At 70.6% G+C, this 8,398-nt stretch carries 8 protein-coding genes; 2 read left to right on the top strand and 6 right to left on the bottom strand.

The window, feature by feature from the left end; genetic code table 11:
• Positions 1 to 769: N-acetylmuramoyl-L-alanine amidase (locus FV230_RS20580; RefSeq protein WP_147843716.1), on the top strand; the 769-nt coding region annotated here is incomplete at its 5' end.
• Between the two features lie 180 nt (positions 770 to 949).
• On the top strand, positions 950 to 3,370 hold the full coding sequence (locus tag FV230_RS20575) for a penicillin-binding protein 1A (protein WP_147843715.1): 2,421 nt from the start codon (positions 950 to 952) through the stop codon (positions 3,368 to 3,370).
• A 367-nt stretch (positions 3,371 to 3,737) separates the two neighbouring features.
• On the opposite strand, the gene purQ is transcribed toward FV230_RS20575, so the two are convergent.
• From purQ to FV230_RS20545, 6 genes are all read right to left on the bottom strand, one after another.
• Complete coding sequence (purQ, locus tag FV230_RS20570) at positions 3,738 to 4,418, bottom strand: phosphoribosylformylglycinamidine synthase subunit PurQ (protein WP_147843714.1); 681 nt, start codon at positions 4,416 to 4,418, stop codon at positions 3,738 to 3,740.
• Positions 4,418 to 4,657, bottom strand: coding sequence for a phosphoribosylformylglycinamidine synthase subunit PurS (gene purS, locus FV230_RS20565; RefSeq protein ID WP_147728648.1), 240 nt, complete (start codon positions 4,655 to 4,657; stop codon positions 4,418 to 4,420). Before purS ends, purQ begins: the two co-directional genes overlap by 1 nt.
• Before the next feature lie 103 nt (positions 4,658 to 4,760).
• Positions 4,761 to 5,000, bottom strand: a complete 240-nt coding sequence (locus FV230_RS20560) for a hypothetical protein (protein ID WP_147843713.1) — start codon at positions 4,998 to 5,000, stop codon at positions 4,761 to 4,763.
• 112 nt (positions 5,001 to 5,112) lie between these two features.
• Positions 5,113 to 5,712: an ActR/PrrA/RegA family redox response regulator transcription factor gene (locus FV230_RS20555; RefSeq protein ID WP_147728650.1), complete on the bottom strand. Its 600-nt coding sequence runs from the start codon at positions 5,710 to 5,712 to the stop codon at positions 5,113 to 5,115.
• Positions 5,713 to 5,751: 39 nt separating this feature from the next.
• Positions 5,752 to 7,146, bottom strand: coding sequence for an ActS/PrrB/RegB family redox-sensitive histidine kinase (locus FV230_RS20550; protein ID WP_147728651.1), 1,395 nt, complete (start codon positions 7,144 to 7,146; stop codon positions 5,752 to 5,754).
• Positions 7,147 to 7,213: 67 nt separating this feature from the next.
• A partial coding sequence (locus FV230_RS20545; RefSeq protein WP_147843712.1) for a Gfo/Idh/MocA family oxidoreductase occupies positions 7,214 to 8,398 on the bottom strand: 1,185 nt, incomplete at its 5' end.

The raw sequence follows: 8,398 nt of genomic DNA, 5'->3' as shown, positions 1-8,398 counted from the left end.
GCGGGCGCCGGCCGAGCCCGCCGACCGGCGCCCGCTGATCGTGGTCGATGCCGGCCACGGCGGCATCGATCCCGGCGCGATCGCGGTCGGCGGCGTGTTCGAGAAGGACATCGTCTTCGGCTTCGCCCAGGCGCTGGTCGCCCGGCTCGAGGCCGGCGGCCGCTACCGGGTGGCGATGACCCGCGACCGCGACGTCTACGTGCCGCTGTCCGAGCGCGTGCGCATCGCCCGCGACGCCAAGGCCGACCTGTTCGTCTCGATCCACGCGGATTCGATCTCGTCGGCGCCGCAGGTGCGCGGCGCGACGATCTACACCGGCTCGGAGAAGGCGACCGACAGCGAATCCGCCAAGCTTGCCGAGCGCGAGAACAAGGCCGACGCCGCCGCCGGCGCCGAATCCGGCGACGGGCCGCCCGAGATCGCCGACATCCTGCAGGAGCTGACGCTGCGCGAGACCCGCGGCTTCTCGTCCGGCTTCGCCAAGACCCTGATGGGCCAGCTCGGGCCGGTGATGGAGATGAGCACGAAGCCGCACCGCGAGGCCGGCTTCAAGGTGCTGCGCTCGCCCGACGTGCCGAGCGTGCTGGTCGAGCTCGGCTACCTGTCGAGCCAGCGCGACCTCGACCTGCTGCAATCGGCCGAGTGGCGCGCCTCCGTCACCGGCTCGATGGCCAAGGCGATCGACCAGTTCTTCGGCAACCGGGCCAGCCTGGTCCGCCCGGTGGTGCCGAACCGCCGCTCGGCGGCAATCGCCCCAGTTTCACCATAGATCCGGTGTCGATACGGGGCACTCGAGACCCCGTCGCGCCGTCCATTCTTCGGTCATCGTCGGCGGGGATCTTCCAGGCTGCGGGCATGCCGGATCGGCGTGCGCCTCGCGGGCAGCCCCGACCCCCCTAGCCGAATGCGCTCCGCGCGCGGCCGAAGAAACCGACGGACGGGAAACCGGATGCGCCTCATCCTTCGCTTCTTCGGCTTCCTGTTCAGCGCCTTCGCGGTGCTGTTCGTGATCGCGGCCGCGGGCGGCGCGTTCTTCTACTGGAAATACAGCCAGGACCTGCCGGACCACGCCGTGCTCGCCAACTACGAGCCGCCGGTGATGACCCGCGTCCACGCCGCCGACGGCTCGCTGCTGGCCGAGTACGCCAAGGAGCGCCGGCTCTACCTGCCGATCCAGGCGATGCCGAAGATCATCGTCGCCGCCTTCCTCTCGGCCGAGGACAAGAACTTCTACAAGCACGGCGGCATCGACCCCGAGGGCATCGTGCGCGCGGCGCTGACCAACGCCAAGAGCGGCAAGCGGCAGGGCGCCTCGACCATCACCCAGCAGGTCGCGAAGAACTTCCTGCTCTCGAACGAGCAGACCTTCGACCGCAAGATCAAGGAAGCGCTGATCGCGCTGCGGATCGAGGCGACCTACTCCAAGGACAAGATCCTCGAGCTCTACCTCAACGAGATCTTCCTCGGCACGATCGTGCCGGGCCGCAACCTGCACGGCGTCGCCGCCGCGGCGCTGGATTATTTCGGCAAGTCGGTGCACGAGCTGACGATCAACGAGGCGGCCTACCTCGCCGCGCTGCCGAAGGGGCCGAACAACTACCACCCCTACCGCAAGACCCAGGCGGCGCTCGACCGCCGCAACGAGATCATCCGCCTGATGGCGGAGAACAACTACATCACCAAGGAGGAGGCGGACGCCGCCAAGAAGATGCCGCTCGGCGTCAACCCGCGCGTCGCCTTCCCGAACGCCGCCAACGCCAACTACTTCACCGAGGAGGTCCGCCGCGAGATCTCCGAGCGCTACGGCGAGAAGAAGCTCTACGAGGGCGGCCTGTCGGTGCGCACCACCCTCGACCCGAAGATGCAGGCCCTCGCGCGCAAGGCGCTGGTCGACGGCCTCGTGCGCTACGACCAGTCCCATGGCTGGCGCGGCCCCGTCACCAAGGTCGACCTGACCGGGCGCGACTGGGGCATGGCGGCGGCCGAGGTGAACGCGCTCGGCGACGTCGCGCCGTGGCGGCTCGCCGTGGTGCTCGGGCAAGGCGGCGGCGGCGTGCAGATCGGCCTGCAGCCCAAGCGCGAGGCCTCGGGCCAGGTCGCCAAGGACCGCGACACCGGCACGATCCCGCCGGACGGCATGCGCTGGGCCGGCCGCCCGAACCTCGCCGCCGGCGACATGATCTACGTCGAGGCGATGGATGGCGGCCGCGGGCAGTACCGCCTGCGCCAGAAGCCCGAGGTGTCCGGCGCCATTGTCGCGATGGACCCGAACACCGGCCGCGTGCACGCGATGGTCGGCGGCTTCTCCTACGACGAATCCGAGTTCAACCGCGCGACCCAGGCGATGCGCCAGCCGGGCTCGTCGTTCAAGCCGATCGTCTACTCGGCGGCCCTCGACAACGGCTACACCCCGTCCTCGATCGTGCAGGACTCGCCGATCACCATCGAGGCCGGCCCCGGCCAGGAGGCGTGGACGCCCTCGAACTACGACGGCAAGTCCGGCGGGCCGCACACCCTGCGCTACGGCATCGAGCACTCGAAGAACCTGATGACGGTTCGGCTCGCCAAGGACGTCGGCATGCCGCTGATCGCCGAGTATGCTCGCCGCTTCGGCGTCTACGACGACATGCTGCCGGTGCTGCCGATGTCGCTCGGCGCCGGCGAGACCACCGTCATGCGGATGGTCACCGCCTACTCGATGCTGGCCAATGGCGGCCGCCGCATCCGCCCGACCCTGATCGACCGGATCCAGGACCGCATCGGCGAGACGATCTACCGGCACGACAACCGCAAGTGCGTCGGCTGCGATGCCGAGAAGTGGTCCGGGCAGGACGAGCCGAAGCTGGTCGACGATTCCGAGCAGGTGCTCGACCCGCTGACCGCCTACCAGATGGTCTCGATCATGGAGGGCGTCGTGCAGCGCGGCACGGCGACGATCCTCAAGCAGATCGGCAAGCCGCTCGCCGGCAAGACCGGCACGACCAACGACGCCAAGGACGCGTGGTTCGTCGGCTTCTCGCCGGACCTCGCGGTCGGCATCTACATCGGCTTCGATAAGCCGCGCTCGCTCGGCGACCGCGCCACCGGCGGCGGCCTCGCCGCGCCGATCGCGCTCGACTTCCTCAAGGTCGCCCTCAAGGACAAGCCGCCGACCCCGTTCCGGGTGCCGCCGGGCATCAAGCTGATCCGCGTGGCGCTCGGCTCCGGCATGCGCGCTGGATCGGGCGAGGGCGCCGGCACTATCCTCGAGGCGTTCAAGCCCGGCACCGCGCCGCCGGATTCCTACGTCGCCCCGGCCGGCCAGGCCGCGGCGCCGGCCACCGTCCCGGCGGATGCCGACCGCGCGGTGCAGGCCGGCGGGCTGTACTGAGCGGGATGCCTCTCTTCCCTCCCCCTGAAGCGGGGGAGGGTGGCCCGCGAAGCGGGTCGGGAGAGGGGCAGCGCGACGTTCGGAACCGGGGCTCCCCTCTCCCGACCCTCGCTGACGCGAGGCCCACCCTCCCCCGCTCCAGGGGGGAGGGACGTAGTTCCGATGCGGAACAAAAAAAGCCGCCCCTGACGGGCGGCTTTGAAGTCTCAGGGAGGCATCAAACAGAGCGGGACGGAGGTCTCACTCGACATCCAGACATCTGGAATGCCCCGACATTCAATCGAAAAAGTTAACGCGCGGTTAAGGATCCGGCGTTCCTCAAATCATCGCCCGGTTCGACCAGGCCGACATCAGTATCGGTGGCCACTCAGGCGGCGAGGCTGGTGAAGAGACCGCGCCCGTCGGTGCCGCCGACCAGGCCTTCGACGAAGTTCTCCGGGTGCGGCATCATCCCGAGGACGTTGCCGCCCTCCGAGTAGATCCCGGCGATGGCGTTGAGCGAGCCGTTGCGGTTGGCGGCAATCGTCACCTGCCCGTCGGCGTCGCAGTACCGGAACGCGACCCGGCCTTCGCCCTCGATCCGGGCCAGCGTCTCGGGGTCGGCGAAGTAGTTGCCCTCGCCGTGCGCGACGCAGACGTCGATGACCTCGCCCTTCGCGTAGGCGCCGGCGAAGCGCGTGTCGGTGCGCTCGACGCGCAGCGTCTGCCGGTGGCAGATGAAGCGGCGGTCGACGTTGCGCATCAGCACGCCCGGCAGCAGGCCGGATTCGCACAGGATCTGGAAGCCGTTGCAGATGCCGAGCACCAGCCCGCCGCGGGCGGCGTGCGCACGGACCGCATCCATCGCGGCGGCGCGGCCGGCGATGGCGCCGCAGCGCAGGTAGTCGCCGTAGGAGAAGCCGCCGGGCAGGACGGCGAGGTCGGTGCCGGCGGGAAGCGCGGTGTCGGCGTGCCACATCGTCGTGACCTCGGCCCCGGCAAGCCGGAGCGCGCGGGCGACGTCGGCGTCGCGGTTCGAGCCGGGGAAGACGACGATCGCGGCGCGCATCACGCGATCTCGATCGCGTAGTTCTCGACCACGGTGTTGGCCAGGAGCTTCTCGCAGGCGGTCTTCAGCGTCGCCTCGGCGCCGGCCCGGTCCGCGGCCGCGACCTCGATGTCGAACACCTTGCCCTGGCGCACGCCCTCGATCGACGCGATGCCGAAGGACTTGAGCGCGGCCTCGATCGCCTTGCCCTGCGGATCGAGGACGCCGGTCTTCAGGGTGACGACGATGCGGGCTTTCATGATGGGCCACTCAGCAGGGTCTGGATCGGAAGAAGGCGGTGACGAACGTCGGGGCGGCCGAGCCGGGCGCGGGGATCGACACGGGACGTGCCGAGACCGGGCATCACCGGCGCGCGGCCCGAGGTGCCGTGCGCAGGGGCTCGATGCTGGTCGCGCGCTGCCAGAGCTGGAGCATGATCCAAGCCGCGACCACGCTGAACAGCCCCATCAGCACGTGGCCGACGGTATCGCCGAGCTCGAACAGGCCGGCGATCGCCCAGCCCGCGGCGATCGCCACCGCGAAGACTTCCGTTCCCACCAGCACCATCATGCTGAGGATCGTGATCAGGTTGCGGGTGTTCACGAGGACCCCTTCCTCCGGCGGCACGGATGTGCGTCCCGCTTGCGAAGGCGGCAGTACCCCGATTGTCGCATCCTGTGCAACCGATAAGCGGAGGGCCGGGAGGCCCCCCGCCTCAGCGCGGCGCCCGCTTGGCGAGGATGCGCTGGAGGGTGCGGCGGTGCATGTTCAGCCGCCGTGCGGTCTCGCTGACGTTCCGTCCGCACAGCTCGTAGACCCGCTGGATGTGCTCCCAGCGCACCCGGTCGGCCGACATCGGGTTCTCGGGCGGGTCGGCCCGCTCGCCGGGCTGCGCCATCAGCGTCCCGTGGATCTCGTCGGCATCGGCCGGCTTGGCGAGGTAGTCGAACGCCCCGAGCTTCACGGCGGTGACGGCGGTGGCGATGTTGCCGTAGCCGGTGAGGATCACGCCGCGGGCCTCGGGCCGGCGCTCCTTCAGGCGGGCGATCACGTCGAGCCCGTTGCCGTCGCCGAGCCGCATGTCGATCACCGCGAAGGCGGGGGCCCGCGCCTCGACCACGGAGACGCCCTCGGCCACGCTCTCGGCGACCTGGACGTGATAGCCGCGCGCTTCCATCGCGCGGGCGAGGCGGGTCGAGAACGGCTTGTCGTCGTCGACGATCAGAAGGCTGCGGTCGGAAAACGCGGCGAGCGGGTCGGCGTCGTTGAGCGCCACAGCATCCGGGGCGCCCGACGAGCTCGATTGCGTCAGCATGAGAAGCTCCTCAAACATTTCGTTGTATTCGTTGAAAGTTTATATAGGCGCGACATCGCCCGCGGGCAGGGGTGGCCGGGTACCGAATTCGGGGGCATGACGGAGCGCCGCACCCCGCTCGAAGATGTGGCGCGCCCAGGAGATCCGGACCTGCGCCCCGTGCGTTCCCGGCTTCGAGGCGTTGGCCAGGGTGATCTGCGCGCCCGAGCGCTCGATCAGCGTCTTGGCGATGAACAGCCCGAGGCCGAGGCCGGCGCCGACCGTGCCGCCCTGGTTCTGGCCCGCCGTGCGGTCCGGGCTGCGGGTGGTGACGTAGGGTTCGCCCGCCCGCAGCAGCACCTCGGCGGAGAAGCCGGGGCCGTCGTCTCGGATCTCCAGGGTGACCCGGTCCAGGGTCCAGCGCCCCTCGATCACCACCCGGGCGTCGGCGAAGTCGACCGCGTTGTCGAGGATGTTGCCGAGCCCGAACATCACGCCGGCGTTGCGGCGGCAATCCGGCTCCGGGGCGTCGCCCGCGCTCGATATGTCGAGGGCGATGCCCATCGCGCGGTGCGGCGCCACCAGCTCCTCGATGAGATGGCTGAAGCTCAAGGTCTCGAGGAAGCCGGCCCCGTCGCCGTCGAGCGAGGTGAGCTTCGAGAGGATGCCGCGGCAGCGATCGACCTGCTCGCGCAGCAATTGCAGGTCCTCGGCGACGGCCGGCGGCGCGTCGGGGCCGAGCTGGCGCACCAGCTCCTTTGTGACGACCATGATCGTGCCGAGCGGCGTGCCGAGCTCGTGCGCCGCCGCCGCCGCGAGCCCGTCGAGCTGCGACAGGTGCTGCTCGCGGGCGAGCACCAGCTCCGTCGCGGCCAGCGCCTGGGCGAGCTGTCGCGTCTCCTCCGAGACCCGCCAGGCGTAGACGCCGGTGAAGGCCGTGCCGAGCAGGATCGCCGTCCACACCCCAGAGACGTAGAGGAACGGCAGCTCGATCCGGCCGTCGGCGAACCACGGCAGCGGGCGGTGGACGAGGGCCAGCAGCGTCGCCAGCCCGATCGCCAGCAGGCCGAGCGCCAGCGTCCGCTCCGGCGGCAGCGCGGTCGCCGAGATCAGCACCGGGGCGAGGAACAGCAGCGAGAACGGGTTCTGCAACCCGCCGGTGAGGAACAGCAGCACGGCGAGCTGCACGATGTCGAAGGCCAGCAGCAGCGCCGCCGAATCGGCGCTCAGCCGGTAGCTCGCCGGGAAGCGGATGCGCAGGCCGAGGTTGAGCCACGACGAGGCGGCGATCGCCAGGAAGCACCAGCCGAACGGCAGCCCGAGCCCGAGCCCGAACTGCGCCCCGACCACGGCGGCGCTCTGCCCGGTGATCGCGAGCCAGCGCAGGCGCACGAACGTGTCGAGCCGCAGGTGGCGCGCGTCGCGGACGAAGCCGCTCGGATCGGTGTCGAGCATGATGTGTTCTACGATAGGGCCGCGGCCCCTCCCATCCAGGGCCCGCGACGCTCCGGCGGCCGCCGCGTCAACCCGCCTCGTCCAGCTCGGGGCCGCGGGTGGCGTCGAGACCGGCGCCCGGGATCGGCGCGATCGGCACCGGCGCGCCGGTGCGGGCCGCCTCGTAGATCGCCTCCATCAGCACCTGGTCCTGCAGGCCTTCCTCGCCGGGGGTGCGCGGCCGGCGGTTCTCCTGGATGCAGCGCGAGAAGTGATCCATCTCCAGGGCGAACTGGTTCTTCGCGCCGAGCACCTTGGTGTCCTGCGACACCGCCTTGCCGTCGCGATGGGTGATGACGAGGCGCTGGCCGACATAGGCGAAGGCGTTCTGCAGATCGATGTCGGCGCCGCCGGTATGCACCGTCAGGCGGCGCGATTCGTGGACGCCGTAGCTGGTCATGCACTGTGCCAGCACGCCGGAGGGGAAGCGCAGGGTGAAGCTCACGCTCTCCTCGACCTCGCGGAACTTCGGGTCGTCGGGCGGCGAATAGGTGTGCGCCTGGATCAGGTCCGGCTCCTCGCCCAGCAGCGCCCGCACGCCGTTGAGGCAGTAGAGCCCAATATCCGGCAACGCCCCGCCGCCGGACAGCGCCTTCTTCAGGCGCCACTGCTCCGGCAGGCCCGAGGTCTGGCCGTTGAAGGCCTGGATCATCCGCGGCTTGCCGAACTCGCCCGAGCGCACGAGGCGCACGACCTCGCGGTTGTAGGGCTCGTACTGGCAGCGATAGGCGATCATCAGCTTGACCTTGGCCTGCTCGCACGCCGCGATCATCGCGCGGGCTTCCGCGGAGGAGGCCGCCATTGGCTTCTCGCACAGCACGTGCTTGCCGGCCCCCGCCGCGGCGACGACGTCGTCGCGGTGCACCGCGTTCGGGGTGACGATGTAGACCGCCTGGATCTCGGGATTGGCCTTGAGCTTGTCCCAGTCGCCGTAGCCGTAGACCGCGCTCTCGGCGACGCCGTACTGCTTGGCCACGAGCTTGGCCTTGTCCGGCGTGCCCGACATGAGCGCCACGAGCCGCGAGCGCTTGGCCTCTCCGAGCGCCGGGAGGATCTCGTCGAGGCTGAGGCGCCCGAGGCCGACGACGCAGTAGCCGACCCGCTGGCCCGGCGGCTGCGGCGCGGGCGTCGGCGCCGGAGGCCGGTCGCCCTGGCCGCGCCAGTTCGGGAACTGCACGCGGCCGCCCTGAACCGCGCCGGTGTCGGCCGGCAC

It is taken from the genome of Methylobacterium sp. WL6 (assembly GCF_008040095.1).
Classification (GTDB): domain Bacteria; phylum Pseudomonadota; class Alphaproteobacteria; order Rhizobiales; family Beijerinckiaceae; genus Methylobacterium.
Note: the sequence above shows the minus strand (reverse complement) of the source record. Positions and strands in the feature narration are given on the sequence as shown.